Genomic DNA, 13,407 nt, shown 5'->3' with positions numbered 1-13,407 from the left:
GAATCCCCATGCAAATCCACCCACTTGTCGATCAGCTGAGCGTCGCGCCCCAGATCGAGGCGGCCGACATGCCTGCGCTGGCCGCCCGCGGCTTTCGCAGCATCATCAGCAACCGTCCCGACAACGAAGAACCGGGCCAGCCGGCCAACCGGGACCTGGAACAGGCGGCACAGCAGGCCGGGCTGGCCTGGCGGCATATCCCGGTGACGTCCGGGCAATTCACCGACGAGCAGGTGCACGGTTTTGCCCGGGCGCTGCAAGAGCTTCCCGGGCCGGTGCTGGCGTTCTGCCGTAGCGGCACCCGCTGCAGCGCGCTGTGGGCGTTGCAGGCCGAGGGATCGGTCGATGCGATCCTGGGTACCACCCGTGCCGCCGGTTATGACCTGTCGATGCTGCGACCGTTGCTGGAACGCAACCAGCGCGCCTGATCGGCGCGACGTCGAGCCCGAGTCCGCCGCATGCACCTCGCCGAACACCGCCACCATCGGGGTTACCCATGCCACATCTGCTGACCATGCAGGCCCTGCTCGCCATCGTGTGCGGCTCGGCGGTGGGCTTCTCGCTGGCGCTGATCGGCGGCGGCGGCTCGATCCTCGCCGTGCCGCTGCTGCTGTACGTGGTCGGCGTGCACGACCCGCACCTGGCGATCGGCACCAGCGCGCTGGCGGTGTCGTTCAATGCGTTCGCCAACCTGGTGCCGCACGCGCGCGCTGGCCATGTGCGCTGGAAGGTGGCGTTCACCTTTGCCGCCACCGGCGTGCTCGGTGCCTTCATCGGTTCCAGCATCGGCAAGGCGATCAACGGCCAGCACCTGCTGGTGCTGTTCGCGCTGCTGATGCTGATGGTCGCCGGCTTCATGTTGCGCGGCCGTCGCGGCGGCGCCGATCGCTATCCGCTGCCCGGCATGTATCCGCGGCTGGGCGCGGTGGGTCTGGGCACCGGCAGCCTGGCTGGCTTCTTCGGCATCGGCGGCGGTTTCCTGATCGTGCCCGGGCTGATGTTCGCCAGCGGCATGGAGATCATCCATGCGATCGGCACCTCGCTGTTCGCGGTGGGCGCGTTCGGGCTTACCGCGGCGATCAATTACGCGATGTCCGGCCTGATCGACTGGCCGGTGGCGGCCGAGTTCATCGGCGGCGGCATCGTCGGCGGCTGGCTCGGTGCGCTGGGCGCCAGGCGGCTGGCGAAGACGCGCGGGGCGCTCAACATCATCTTCGCGCTGGCGATCATCGCGGTGGCGATCCTGATGCTGGTGAAAAGCCTGCACAGCTGAGTCATCCGCGCTGCGCCAATGCAGGCTCGCTGCGGCACAATGCCCGCTTCGCGTGATCGGAGTGCCCGATGATCTTCGTGTTGTTGAGCGTGCTGTGCAGCGTGCTGGTGTCGGTGCTGCTGAAACTGGCGCGCCGGTTCCAGCTCGATGTGGGCCAGGCCATCGCCTGGAATTACCTGGTGGCCAGCGCGCTCACCGCGCTGCTGCTGCAGCCCGCGCCGGCCAGCCTGCGTGGTGCGGGCGTGCCGTGGCTGGCGCTGGCCGCGCTCGGCATCCTGTTGCCGACCATCTTCCTCGCCCTTGCCGCCGCGGTCCGCCACGCCGGCATCGTGCGCAGCGACGCGGCGCAGCGGCTGTCGTTGCTGCTGTCGCTGCTGGCCGCGTTCGTGCTGTTCGGCGAGCAGCTTTCCGCGTTCAAGCTGGCCGGCATCGCGCTCGGTCTGCTCGCCCTGCTGTGCATGGTCTGGCGCAGCGAGCGTTCGCCGACGCAAGAGGGCGCTGGCAGTTGGCTGTATCCGCTGCTGGTGTTCGCCGGCTTTGGTGCGATCGACATTCTGTTCAAACGCGTCGCGCAGGCAGGCGTGCCACTGGGCACATCACTGCAGGCGATGTTTGCGCTGGCGCTGCTGGTCGCGTTCGCCATGCAGCTATGGCGACGCATGCGCGGCGACACTCGTTTCACCGCGCGCGGCGCCGTGGCCGGGCTGCTGCTGGGTCTGTTCAACTTCGGCAACATCCTGTTCTACCTGCACGGCCACCGCGCCTTGCCCGAACATCCTGCGCTGGTCTTCGCCAGCATGAATATTGGTGTGGTGGCCTTGGGCGCGGTGGTGGGGTTGCTGGTGTTTCGCGAGCGGCTGAGTCGGCTCAACGTCGCCGGCGTGGCGCTGGCGGCGGTTGCGATTGGTGTTCTTGCGCGCGGTTGAGTCTATCCCGCTGGATTGAGGTTGCAGGCCAAGTTGATCAGGTGAATCTCCCGCCGCTCGGTGGATGGCTTAGCGCGAGACGATGTGGCAAAGCCAGACCTGACCCTCAGGTTATTTCACGAACTAAACAGCTGAAAGAGCCTTGATCAAGGACAGTGCCTTAGCCTTGGTCAGGTCACCATTGATTTCAGGATTGGCCAGTTCGAACAGCACATCATTGATGCCCACGTCTCTTGGTGCATCGGCATTGACGCGCTCATTCATCTCAAGTGCTTCCATCAAATCAACAACACTTTCAGCAGGAATATGATCCTCAAGATAACGGCGCAGCAATGCAATAAGTGCAACCCGACTCAATTTCAAATGCTGATCGACATCAAGCAACATTTCACGCAAGTCTGAGAGATCTTCTTGCCCTGAGATGACTACAAATCGCGCGTTACTGGTCATGGGGAATGATCGTGTTGTTGATCTTGTCTTTAATGTGAACAACAGACCCATTTGGCGCAAATGTCGTTTTGAGATAGCTCGACGTCTGTCCAGCGCTATCTACTGTCTTCTGATAGACCGCCGATGAGCCGGGAACCCTTCCTGGAACAGTCGCAGAGAAAACGACACCGCCTCCCAGGCTGTCAACATCTACCCCAAGGTTCCCGCTTGGGAGGCTCTTCTCGAAGCGAGCCAAATTTGAAGACTGGCCTGTTGTTAAGGAAAACTCCCCATCCATCATTGTGGACAGCGGAGACATCGGCGCGTTGACGCCGTTGGCTGCCGCAACCCCTTCAGCAAGCAATGACCCACTAGCAACCACTGCAGGCCCATTCGCCATCAATCCAGCGGCAAGACTCCCGGCAGCAAGCGAGTCATAGGCGACAGCGACGGCTGTTTTCACCACAAACCCCGCTGCCGGAGAAGCCGCCGCCGTCGCCAAGGTCCCCAACACAAGTTGGGCTTGCGCCGCGTTTTGTTGATTGAGCTGCTGAACTTGCTGAGGACTTTGTTGAGCCATGATGGCTTGGCCTGTCCACCATCCCGCATCCATCGTGCTTTGTCGCCCGTCCGGATCAATGTTGGCAATGGGATTATTGTTGACGTACGCATAGCGATTGAAGCTAAAAACATTGCCCGGCGTCGGCTCCATCGGATCCACGCTGAGCATGCGCCCCATCGGGTCGTAATACCGCGCCTGCATGTAAACGAGCCCAGTCTCTGGGTCGTTCACGTGCCCTGTATACCCCATCCCATCCGGCGAGCCGCTCATGCCCACCACCGGCACCCCGTACGGGGTGTACTCGTAGGTGGCGATGATGTTTCCTTGCGCGTCGGTCTTGGCCAGCACCGTACCCTGTGGGTCGGTGTAGTAGTAGTGGTGCGTGCCGGCGTGGGCGGCTCCCCAAAGCAACAGGCCCAGTGCGATGATCGCTAGCTTCGTTGCTTTTGTCATTAATCGTCATCCATAAGAATGATCACCCCGAACTTCGGATACGACACTTTTCGTCCTTCGTCGATGTTTGGAGATGGAGGTACTTGGGTCTCGCTCTTCGGTCTCGCCAGACGCGCGATCTGGTGCCGACTTCCTTACCTCAGTAATAAGTCCATGAAAGTACTAGTTCGCGACGGACTCGAATCTCCCCGAGCTCTCAGGCAGTGGGCTTGCGCCGATTGCTGCCGTTGCGCCCCGCCTGTGCGACTTGTCGCGGCGCCGTCGACCCACGCACCACCAACTCCGGGCTGAAGCCTTCGTTCGCATGCTGCGCCGGTTCGCCGTTGGCTTCGCGCTGCAGGTCGCCGATCAACCGTTGCGCCGCATGCCGCGCGATTTCCTCGGTGGCCTGGCGAGCGGTGGTCAGCGCCGGCCAGGACTGCTTGGAGAACGGGCTGTCCTCGAAGCCGGCGATGGAGAGTTCGTAGGGCACGTTGATGCCATCCGAATGGGCGGCGGCCAGCACGCCGGCGGCGATTTCGTCGTTGGAGCCGAAGATCGCGCTGGGGCGATCCTTCAGTGCCAGCAGCTTGCGTGCGCCGCGGAAGCCGTCGTCGAAGGTGTAGTCGCCGGGCACGATCAGCTTGCGGTCGAGCGCGATGCCGTAGTCCTTCAGCGCATCCTCGTAGCCCTGGTAGCGCTCGCCGCTGGAGCGGTGCTCGCGCCCGCCCCACAAAAAGCCGATGCGCTGGTGGCCGAGCTGGATCAGGTGTTCGGTGATCGCGTACGCCGCGTCGCGGTCGTCGACGTAGACGCAGGGGAAGCCGTCCTGCGGATCCTTGCGTGCCGAGATGATGCGGATGAACGGGATCTTTGCCTCGACCAGGCTGCGGATCAACTCCGGCTGTTCGGACATCGGCGGCGCCAGCACCAGTCCGGCCAGCCGCGAGCGCTGCACCAGGGTGCGCAATTCGTCGGCGAGTTTCGGCGAGGCCGAATCGCAGGGATGGATCTGCAGGCCGAAGCCGCTGGTACGGCACACCGACAGCACGCCGCGCTGCAGGTTGATGATGTAGTGCGCGTTCGGGTTGTCGTAGACCAGCCCGATCGCATAGGCGCGCGTGCTGCGCAGGCTGCGTGCCGAAGGGTCGGGCTGGTAGCCGAGGGCGTCGATCTCGCGCTGCACCTTCTCGCGCGTGCGCGCATGCACGGAAGGCTCGTTGTTGATCACCCGGGAGACGGTCTTCAGCGAGACGCCGGCCCGTTCCGCGACATCCTTGATGGTGGCACTGCGCACCGTTGAACCTCATGCATCGTGATGGGTGACGCCGCATGCCGAGCAGCCGACGCGGGGCGCCGCAGCCAGGCGCGGCGGCGTACGCATCCTAGCATTTTGCGGCTGTGCGCCGGCTCCGCTCGCCGGTTCAGCCGTGTCCCGAAGCGGCGACTGCCTGGCCGATCCGGTGCCCGGCCATGCCGTAATAGAGGATGTACAGGTAGCACGGCACCATCACGCACAGGAAGGCCAGCTGGAAGTCGATCGCCTGCTTCAGGTGCACGAACACCTGCGGAATCAGTGCGCCGCCGACGATGCCCATGATCAGCAGCGCGGACGCCGCTTCGGTGTGCCGGCCCAGGCCCTTGATCGCCAGCGGGAAGATCGCCGGCCACATCATCGCGTTGGCGAAGCCCAGCGCGGCGACGAAGCCCACCGACAGATAGCCCTGCGTGACATACGCGCCGATGGCGAACAGCACGCCCAGCGTGGCCGACACCGCCAGGTAGCGCTGCTGCGAGATGAAGCGCGGGATCACCAGCAGGCCGACGACATAACCGGCCAGCATGCCGAGCATGGTATACGAGGTGAAATGCTTGGTCGCGTCCAGCGGCAGGCCGAAGCCCTGGCCGTAGATGCCGATCGCATCGCCGGCCATCACCTCCACGCCGACGTACAGGAAAAGGCAGAGCACGCCCAGCCACAGGTGCGGGAAGCTGAAGATGCTGCGGCCGGAATGGCCGATCGCCTGTTCATCGTTGGCGCCGGCCGGCTTGATCTCCGGCAGCGACGAACGCACCACCCAGATCGCCAGCAGCACCAGCAGTGCCGCCATCGCCATGTACGGCCAGTACACGCGCGCGGCGAAACTGTTGAGCAGCGCGTCGCGCGCCGCGGCGGTGGGCGCGGCCTTCACCTGCTGGTCCAGCGTGTCGATGCCGCTCAGCACCAGCGCGCCGAACACCACCGGCGCCAGCGCGCCAGCGACCTTGTTGCAGATGCCCATGAAGGCGATCCGCTGTGCCGCGCTGTCGATCGGGCCGAGGATGCTGATGTAGGGATTGGAGGCGGTCTGCAGCAGCGACAGGCCGGCACCGATCACGAACAGTCCGACCAGCGCGCCGTGATAGATGCGGATGTTGATGAACTCGCCGAACAGCACCGCACCGATCGCCATCACGAACAACCCGAGCCCCATGCCCTTCTTCATGCCGGTGCGGCGCAACACCATCGACGAGGGCAATGCCAGGCAGAAGTAGGACAGGTAGAACGCCACCGGAATCAGGAAGGCGCTGACGTCGTCGAGGTTGAAGGCCAGCTTGACGAAGATCGTCAGCGGCCCATTGAGCCAGGTGACGAAGCCGAAGATGAAGAACAGCACACCGATGATCAGCATCGGGCCGAAATAGTTGCCTTGGGTCGGTGCCGCCGTCTGCGTTGTGGCCATGTGCTTCCCCCGAAGTCGCCGCGCCCGCCGGTCGGACGACCGGGCAGACGGAATGTCTCTTTATTTGCCGAAAAGTGCAACGTTGTCAATTCTTGCCCGGCGAAGAATCGCCAGTCGCTCCGGTGGCGTGGACTTCCGGACGGCTGAATCCGGCGCCCGTGTGGCGCCGCGTCATGCCGGGCCTTGCGTCTGATGATGGACAAATTCCACTGGATAAAGGCTCGCATGCCATCAGTTCGAGCATGCCTCAAGAATGTCGCGGCAGCTTTGTTGCGACGCCACAACGGACGTTCGACGATTTGCCACAAGTCCTGTTGACAACGTTGTCATTTTGACGACAGACTCCGCCTCAATCGGGCCAGACACGGGCCAGGTATGGGAGAGGGCAGTGGGGGAACGCGCCAACCAGCGCCACGCATCTGCGGCAACGACCAGCTCGCTGGTCGATGGCTCGTCGGCGGGCGGCGTGGGCAATCCTCGTCCATCCGCGGCGCAGCCGTTCCTGGCCGCCGATGTCGGCGGCACGCATGCGCGCATCGGCCTGGTGGTCGAGGCGGCCGGCGGGCAGTCGGTGCAGGTATTGCACTACCACCGCTACAGCTGCGCCGACTGGTCCGGCCTGCCGGCCATGCTCAAGGACTTCGTCGCCCGGCTGGCCGACTCACCGCATGCCGGCGTGAGCCACCAGCTGCGCGATTGCGCGGTGGCCTGTGCCGGCTACGTGCTGGACGATGCCATCGTCAACGAGAACCTGCCATGGCCGGTGTCGATCGGCGAGATCCGCGACGCGCTGGGCATTCGCGAACTGGCGGTGATCAACGATTTCGAGGCGGTGGCCTATGCCACCCAGTTCATCGGCGTCGACGACACCCGACCGATCATCGAGAGCAGCCGACCGGCCTCGCGCGGTCCGGTGCTGGTGATGGGGCCGGGTACCGGTCTGGGTTCGGCGGTACTGCTGCCGGGCCTGCCGCGGGCACAGGTGCTGGCCACCGAGGCGGGCCAGATCTCGCTGGCGCCGGGCACCGAGCGCGAGATCGAGATCCTGCGCCTGTTCCGGCGCCAGCAGTCGCATGTGTCCTTCGAGGACGCCTTGTCCGGTCCCGGCCTGTTCAAGCTTTACGGCGCGCTGTGCGAATTGCGCGACAGCCCGCAGCGCCAGCTCACCCCGGCCGAGATCACCGCCGCCGCGCTGGCCGGCAACGATGCCGCCGCGGTGGAAACGCTGGAGGTCTTCTGCGGACTGCTGGGCAGCTTCGTCGGCGACCTGGTGCTGCTGTACGGCGCCCGCGCGGTGTATCTGGCCGGCGGCATCCTGCCGCAGATCCAGCCGTTCCTGCTGGCCAGCACGTTTGCCGAGCGCTACTTCAACAAGGGCGTGATGCGCGCCTGGCTGCAACAGGTTCCGGTTCGACTGATCGAGCACGGCCAGCTTGGTGTCATTGGCGCCGCCGGCTGGTTTCTGGGTGAGCACAAGGGAGATTGAACGACATTCCGCCCGCCATCCGGCGACACGGCGCCAAGCCATCACAAACCAACGTCCGCGACCGTCATCAACCGGTCTTGATTCAAGCCAACCTCTGAGGGGAGGAGATCATGAATTACCGCAAGACATTGCTAGCCGCCAGCATCATCACCAGTCTGTGCGTATCCGGCATGGCGTTCGCGCAAGACACCACGTCATCGACCGACAGCACCACCAACGCGACCCGGCAGAAGCAGAAGGACGCCACCCAGCTGGGCACCGTCACCGTGGTCGGCATCCGCGACAGTGAGGCGGAGTCGCTGAACCTCAAGAAGGCCGCGGCGTCGCACGTGGAAATCGTCACCGCCGAGGATATCGGCAAGCTGCCGGCGAAGAACGTGGCCGACACGCTGCAGCGCCTGCCCGGCGTCAACATCAGCTCGTCCAGCGCGGCCGAAGGCGGCTTCGACGAGAACGACCGCGTCAGCCTGCGCGGCACCAACCCCAGCCTGACCCAGACCCTGGTCAATGGCCACAGTGTGGGCACCGGCGACTGGTTCGTGCTGAGCCAGGTGCAGACCGTGGGCCGCAGCGTCAGCTACAGCCTGCTGCCGGCGGAAATCGTCAGCCAGGTGGTGGTGCACAAGACCTCCGAAGCGAAGATCGTCGAAGGTGGCGCGGCCGGCTCGGTCGACATCATCTCGCGCAAGCCGCTGGAGTTCGCCAAGAGCATCACCGCCGAGGCTTCGATCGGCGGCGTGTACGCCGACCTGCCGGGCAACACCAAGCCGCAGTTCAGCGGCCTGTTCAACTGGAAGAACAGCGACAATACCTTCGGTGTGCTGGTGCAGGGTTTCTACGAGAAGCGCAGCCTGCAGCGCAACGGCCAGGAAGTGGTTGGCGGCTACAACCAGATCACCGCCGCCTCCGCGCCCAATACTGTCGCGGCGCATCCGGAACTGGCCGGCCTGTACTACCCGAACGAGATCGGCGCGGTGCTGTTCACCCAGACGCGCGAGCGCAAGGGCGGCGTGGTCGATCTGCAGTTCAAGCCCACCGACAACCTCACGCTCGACCTCAACGGCTTCTATTCCAAGCTCAAGGCCGACAACTACAACCGCAACTACATGATGTGGGCCAGCAGTGCACTGGGCGGCGCCAACGGTGGCGTGCTGAATCCCGGCTCGGTCAACAACAACGTGATCACCAGTGGCACGATCACCGGCGGCACGAACGCCTACGGCGTGTACGACCAGATTTCGCGCCCGGGCGCGGCTTCCGAATCGAAGTTCCTCACCCTCGACGCCAACTGGCAGGTCACCGATCACCTGACCCTGAAGGGCCAGGTGGGCAGCACTCGCGGCACCGGCACCAGCCCGACCCAGGACGTGATCGAAATGGGCACCGCCGGCGGCGCCGGCGCCAGCTGGGGCATGAATGGCATCGGCAGTCCGATCAACTGGAGCCTGGGCGGCGACAACGCCTCGCCGTCCGGCATCCTGCCCGGCTCGGGCTGGATCTTCGGTGGCCAGGGCATCAAGGTGACCGACAAGGAAAAGTGGGGCCAGCTTGACGGCGAATTCGCCTTCGATGACGGCGCGTTCTCGTCGCTGGAATTCGGCGTGCGGTACGCCAACCACACCCGCGAGAATCCGTTCGAAGTCGCGCAGGGGCCGAACTGGGCGACCGACTGGACCAACCCGGCGCTGTATCCGACCTCGCACCAGAACTACCCCGGTGATTTCGGCAGCTCGGTCGGCGGCAGCTTCCCGACCAACATCTGGTACTACACCCCGGCCCAGCTGGCCCAGATCGACGCGCAGTTCGCCAACCGCGATCCGGTCGGCCGCTTCTACTTCAACGACATCTACAAGGTGAAGGAGAAGGACAGCGCCGCGTACCTGCAGCTGAACTTCGAGACCGGCGCGGTCGCCGGCAACTTCGGCGTGCGCTACGTGCAGACCAAGGAAAACATCGGCTACAGCAGCACGGCGCCCGATGCCGACGCGAACACCGTCGAAGGTCCGATCACCGGCTCCGCCTTCGGCGCCTACTACTGGAACACCTACAAGAAGACGCACAGCAAGTTCCTGCCCAGCGCGAACCTGCGTTACAGCATCACCGATGACCTGCTGCTGCGTCTGGCGGCCTCGCAGACGATGACCCGACCGGACTATTCGGCGCTGGCCGGCTACGTCTCCGCCGACGATCTCACCCACACCGGCAGCGGCGGCAACCCGAAGCTCAATCCGCTGATCTCCAGCAACTTCGATGCCTCGCTGGAATGGTATTTCGCGCAGCGCGGCCTGCTCTCCGCCGGCGTCTATGCGATGAACCTGAAGGACTACATCAACTTCGGCAACGAGACACGCACCTTCAAGGACATGCAGGCCTCCCAGGCTGCCGGCCACGATGTGTTCAACGACTACCTGATCAGCGTGCCGCGCAATGTCAACGGCCAGGTGCGTGGTGTGGAGCTGAACTACATCCAGCCGATCGGCGAGCACTTCGGCGTGCAGGGCAACTACACCTACGCCGACGGCCATGCCACCGGCGACAAGCCGCTGCAGGGCACCTCGAAGAACACCTACAACGTGTCCGGCTACTTCGAAAACAATCTGTTGAATGCCCGCGTCAGCTACACCTACCGTTCGGAGTTCTACGCCGGTGTCAGCCGCACCGATACGTTCTTCCAGCAGGGCATCGGCAACCTGTCGGCGTCGCTGGGCGTGAAGCTGACCGACTGGATGTCACTGTCGCTGGACGCGATGAACCTCAACAACCCGAAGCTGAAGTACTACACCAAGGGCGATGCCTACGGAAAACAGCCGTACGCGTTCTACGTGAATGGCCGCCAGTATTATCTGAACCTCCGCTTCAAGCTCTGATCCGCGCCAGCAACGCGAGCCATGGATGGCGCCGCAACCTCCCCGAACGGGCCCGGGTAATACTTTCCGGGCCCGTTTTTTTGAGGCTCTGCTTCCTTCCCCATGGCATCCTGCATGGACACCCCGGAGACCGCCGATGACCCTTCCGATCACGCGCCGCCCGGCCGTTCTTCTTCGCTGCGTGCTGCTCGCGGCGATCTGCCTGTTCGGTGAACCCTTGCTCGCCGCAACGGCACCGCTTCCGTTGATCCCCCAGCCGGCGAAACTCGAGCTGGCCGAGGGACACTTTTCCGTCAGCGCGGCCACCCCGATCGTGGTCGCCGACGATACGCCGGCCAGCCTGCGCACCGCGCACTGGCTGGCCGAACTGACCGCCCGCACGCGCGGCCTGAAGCTGGCGGTGCAGCGGCGCGCGGCCAGTGCCGGGGCCATCGTGCTGCGGCTCGATCCTGCCTTTTCGCCAGCCAGCGACGAGGCCTATGCGCTGGCGGTGACGGCGCAGGGCATCGTGCTCAGCGCGCGCACCGATGCCGGCCTGTTCCGCGGCGCCGCCACGCTGTACCAGCTGCTCACGCCCGATGCGGCGCAAGGCGCCGTGCAGATACCTGCGTTGCACATCGCCGACCAGCCGCGCTTCGGCTGGCGCGGGTTGATGCTCGACTCGGCGCGCCACTTCCAGAGCGTGGCCGAGGTGAAGCGCCTGCTCGAGCAGATGGCCCAGCACAAGCTCAACGTGCTGCATTGGCATCTCACCGACGACCAGGGCTGGCGCATCGAGATCAAGCGCTACCCCGAACTCACCCGCATCGGCGCGTGGCGCACGCCGCCGGATGCCGGTCACGATGGCGAGCCGCGGAAGTACGGCGGCTTCTACACGCAGGCGCAGATCCGCGAGGTGGTCGCGTACGCGGCGGCACGCTTCATCACCGTGGTGCCGGAGCTCGACATGCCCGGCCACGCGCAGGCGGCGGTGGCCGCGTATCCGCAGCTTGGCGTCAGCGGACAGCGGCCGGCGGTGTCGACCGACTGGGGCGTCAATCCATATCTGTACAACGTCGACGATGCCACCTTCGCGTTCATCGACCACGTGCTCGATGAAGTGATGGCGCTGTTTCCCTCGACGTACATCCACGTTGGCGGCGACGAGGCGATCAAGGACCAGTGGCAGGCCTCGCCCGCGGTGCAGGCGAAGATGCATGCGCTGGGCATCGCCAGCGAGGACACCCTGCAGGGCTGGTTCATCGACCGCATCGGCCAGTACCTCGACCGGCACGGCCGCAAGCTGATCGGCTGGGACGAGATCCTCGAAGGCGACCACCTGCCCGCCGACGCCACGGTGATGTCCTGGCGCGGCACCGACGGCGCGATCAAGGCTGCCATGCTCGGTCACGACGTGGTGCTGTCGCCGTCGCCGGCCCTCTACTTCGACCACGTGCAGGGCGACCTGGCCGACGAATACGCCGGCCGCCTCGGCGTGGAATCGCTGCAGAACGTATATGCCTTCCAGGTGGTGCCAGGCGTGTTGAACGCCAGCCAGGCCGCGCATGTGCTCGGCGTGCAGGCCAACCTCTGGACCGAGCACATGCCCGCTTTCGCCCACGTCGAACACGCCGCGTTCCCGCGGCTGGATGCGCTGAGCGAAGTGGCCTGGTCGCCGGCGGCCAGCCTCAACTGGCCGGGCTTCCTCGCCCGTTTGCCGACGCAGTTCGAGCGCTACCGCGCACAACAGGTCAACGTGGCCGACAGCGCCTTCGCGGTGGACATCGGCACCGACCGCAACCTGGCGCTGGCCACGGGCAAGGCGACGGTGACGCTGGCCAGCCAGGTGGGCATGGGCGCCATCCACTACACCGTGGACGGCAGCACGCCCACGCCCGCCTCGCCGCGTTACGACGCGCCGTTCAACGTGGCGCTGCCGGTCACCGTGCGCGCCGCCAGCTTCGCCGCCGACGGCGGTGCGCTGGCCGCGCCGCGTCAACGCGTGCTGGATCGCGCCAGCCTGCTCCGCCTCGATGGCAATGCAATGCCGAACTGTCCCGGCAGCGACTTCCGCCTGCGCCTCCAGCCGATGCCCGACGCGAACTCGCTGACGCCGGTGTACAGCATCAACCTGTTCGACAGTTGCCAGCTGTATCCGGCCACGTTGCTGGACGGACTGACCGCGATCCGGGTCGAGGCCGTGCGGCTGGAACGCAACTACGCGCTGGCGCACGAACGGAAGCTGGTGGTCGCGCGCCCGCACAACACGCCATACGGCGAACTGGTGGTGCATCTGGATGGCTGCAGCGGACCGGTGCTGGCCAGCATGCCATTGCCCGATCCGGCTCACAGTGCTCGGCGCTTCACCCTGGACGCGACCTTGCCCGCGCAGCAGGGCGAGCACGCGCTGTGCCTGATCTATGCCGCCCCGGTCGACGGTCCGCTGTACGCCATCGGCAGCGCGGCGCTGCGGCCATGAGTCCCGAACGGCACGCGGGTTCCACGGCTCCCCCGCCCGCGCCATCGGCAGAAGCGGTGCCGCCGGACTCCCTCCCCTGTTTGCCCGCAAGGGACTTCCTTCGGTCGCCGGGGAGGGGTTCGCTCTTGATCTTCCCCGCGACCCCGCGCCACCCCCTCACCTGAAGGACTCCCTTCGGTCGCCAGCCTCCCCCTGCGCGCAGGGGGAGGAGCAGTGCTGCTCTACTCCCTGCCCTGTGCAGCAGGGGAGGG

The 13,407-nt window shown here is 65.3% G+C and carries 10 protein-coding genes; 6 read left to right on the top strand and 4 right to left on the bottom strand.

The genetic code is table 11. The features are described 5' to 3' along the window. Positions 1-8 precede the first annotated feature (8 nt). The 3 genes from ACQGNJ_RS17850 (at position 9) to ACQGNJ_RS17840 (ending at position 2,199) form a co-directional block, all read left to right on the top strand. Complete coding sequence (locus tag ACQGNJ_RS17850; protein WP_426690588.1) at positions 9-428, top strand: protein tyrosine phosphatase family protein; 420 nt, start codon at positions 9-11, stop codon at positions 426-428. A gap of 80 nt (positions 429-508) precedes the next feature. Beyond that, positions 509-1,273, top strand: a complete 765-nt coding sequence (locus ACQGNJ_RS17845) for a sulfite exporter TauE/SafE family protein (RefSeq protein ID WP_426690684.1) — start codon at positions 509-511, stop codon at positions 1,271-1,273. A gap of 68 nt (positions 1,274-1,341) precedes the next feature. Then, entirely contained in the window at positions 1,342-2,199 is an 858-nt protein-coding gene (locus ACQGNJ_RS17840; protein ID WP_426690587.1) for an EamA family transporter, read from the top strand. A gap of 123 nt (positions 2,200-2,322) precedes the next feature. On the opposite strand, the gene ACQGNJ_RS17835 is transcribed toward ACQGNJ_RS17840, so the two are convergent. The 4 genes from ACQGNJ_RS17835 to ACQGNJ_RS17820 form a co-directional block, all read right to left on the bottom strand. Beyond that, positions 2,323-2,649 (bottom strand): hypothetical protein, encoded by a 327-nt coding sequence (locus ACQGNJ_RS17835; RefSeq protein WP_426690586.1) that lies wholly within the window; start codon positions 2,647-2,649, stop codon positions 2,323-2,325. Beyond that, positions 2,639-3,643 (bottom strand): RHS repeat-associated core domain-containing protein, encoded by a 1,005-nt coding sequence (locus tag ACQGNJ_RS17830; RefSeq protein WP_426690585.1) that lies wholly within the window; start codon positions 3,641-3,643, stop codon positions 2,639-2,641. Before ACQGNJ_RS17830 ends, ACQGNJ_RS17835 begins: the two co-directional genes overlap by 11 nt. A gap of 196 nt (positions 3,644-3,839) precedes the next feature. Continuing rightward, the gene (locus tag ACQGNJ_RS17825) at positions 3,840-4,919 is read right to left on the bottom strand and encodes a LacI family DNA-binding transcriptional regulator (protein ID WP_426690584.1); all 1,080 of its coding nucleotides are present in this window, start codon (positions 4,917-4,919) and stop codon (positions 3,840-3,842) included. A 127-nt stretch (positions 4,920-5,046) separates the two neighbouring features. After that, the gene (locus ACQGNJ_RS17820; RefSeq protein WP_426690583.1) at positions 5,047-6,345 is read right to left on the bottom strand and encodes a sugar MFS transporter; all 1,299 of its coding nucleotides are present in this window, start codon (positions 6,343-6,345) and stop codon (positions 5,047-5,049) included. A gap of 388 nt (positions 6,346-6,733) precedes the next feature. On the opposite strand from ACQGNJ_RS17820, the gene ACQGNJ_RS17815 reads away from it, so the two are divergent. From ACQGNJ_RS17815 to ACQGNJ_RS17805, 3 genes are all read left to right on the top strand, one after another. Next, positions 6,734-7,831, top strand: coding sequence for a glucokinase (locus ACQGNJ_RS17815; protein WP_426690582.1), 1,098 nt, complete (start codon positions 6,734-6,736; stop codon positions 7,829-7,831). A 110-nt stretch (positions 7,832-7,941) separates the two neighbouring features. Then, complete coding sequence (locus tag ACQGNJ_RS17810; protein WP_426690581.1) at positions 7,942-10,698, top strand: TonB-dependent receptor; 2,757 nt, start codon at positions 7,942-7,944, stop codon at positions 10,696-10,698. A gap of 136 nt (positions 10,699-10,834) precedes the next feature. Continuing rightward, positions 10,835-13,156: a beta-N-acetylhexosaminidase gene (locus tag ACQGNJ_RS17805; RefSeq protein ID WP_426690580.1), complete on the top strand. Its 2,322-nt coding sequence runs from the start codon at positions 10,835-10,837 to the stop codon at positions 13,154-13,156. Positions 13,157-13,407: the final 251 nt, after the last annotated feature.

The organism is Rhodanobacter ginsengiterrae (genome assembly GCF_050026815.1).
GTDB classification, from domain to species: domain Bacteria; phylum Pseudomonadota; class Gammaproteobacteria; order Xanthomonadales; family Rhodanobacteraceae; genus Rhodanobacter; species Rhodanobacter ginsengiterrae.
This window is presented reverse-complemented; position numbering and strand designations above follow the sequence as displayed.

Bases quoted from the DNA above. Each gene is read 5' to 3' on its own strand.
- ACQGNJ_RS17850 (WP_426690588.1), top strand. From the start codon at position 9: ATGCAAATCCACCCACTTGTCGATCAGCTGAGCGTCGCGCCCCAGATC.
- ACQGNJ_RS17840 (WP_426690587.1), top strand. From the start codon at position 1,342: ATGATCTTCGTGTTGTTGAGCGTGCTGTGCAGCGTGCTGGTGTCGGTG.
- ACQGNJ_RS17830 (WP_426690585.1), bottom strand. From the start codon at position 3,643: ATGACAAAAGCAACGAAGCTAGCGATCATCGCACTGGGCCTGTTGCTT.
- ACQGNJ_RS17810 (WP_426690581.1), top strand. From the start codon at position 7,942: ATGAATTACCGCAAGACATTGCTAGCCGCCAGCATCATCACCAGTCTG.
- ACQGNJ_RS17820 (WP_426690583.1), bottom strand. From the start codon at position 6,345: ATGGCCACAACGCAGACGGCGGCACCGACCCAAGGCAACTATTTCGGC.
- ACQGNJ_RS17835 (WP_426690586.1), bottom strand. From the start codon at position 2,649: ATGACCAGTAACGCGCGATTTGTAGTCATCTCAGGGCAAGAAGATCTC.
- ACQGNJ_RS17805 (WP_426690580.1), top strand. From the start codon at position 10,835: ATGACCCTTCCGATCACGCGCCGCCCGGCCGTTCTTCTTCGCTGCGTG.